The organism is Pseudomonas viridiflava, assembly GCF_900602065.1.
GTDB lineage: Bacteria > Pseudomonadota > Gammaproteobacteria > Pseudomonadales > Pseudomonadaceae > Aquipseudomonas.
Genome location: NZ_UWFN01000015.1, coordinates 1 through 371 on the forward strand (window position 1 = coordinate 1; position 371 = coordinate 371).

1 pseudogene is annotated in these 371 nt (G+C 54.4%); it reads right to left on the reverse strand.

The window, feature by feature from the left end:
- Positions 1-195 (reverse strand): annotated as a pseudogene (locus tag EE949_RS00070) (bacterioferritin); the annotation flags it as partial.
- Between the last annotated feature and the right edge of the window lie 176 nt (positions 196-371).

The window sequence follows — 371 nt, forward strand, 5'->3', positions numbered from 1 at the left end:
CAGGCCGGTCGCCATGTAGTAGTGACGCTTGTAGCGCAGTACACAGACCAGTTCGGTGGCCAGCGACTCATTGAGCAGGCGCAGGACCGTCTCACGGTCAGCGTTGTAGCCTTCAGTGACCGCACCATTCTCAACGTTCTGGCGCGCACGCTGGCGCAAGCTGCTTACATCGGATAGCTGTGGTGCAGATATCATGGGTGATCTCCAGGTTCATCAGGCTTTGTGTGTCTCGCTCTGTGTGTTGCCCGGCAAGATCATCAAGGGTTGTGAGTGATGAACGGCGAGAAAGTTTTATCGGATTTTTCAGGTTTCACGCTTTGCTGAACGCGTAAAAAATATAAGAAACGAGCGCGCACCCCTGCGGTCCCAAC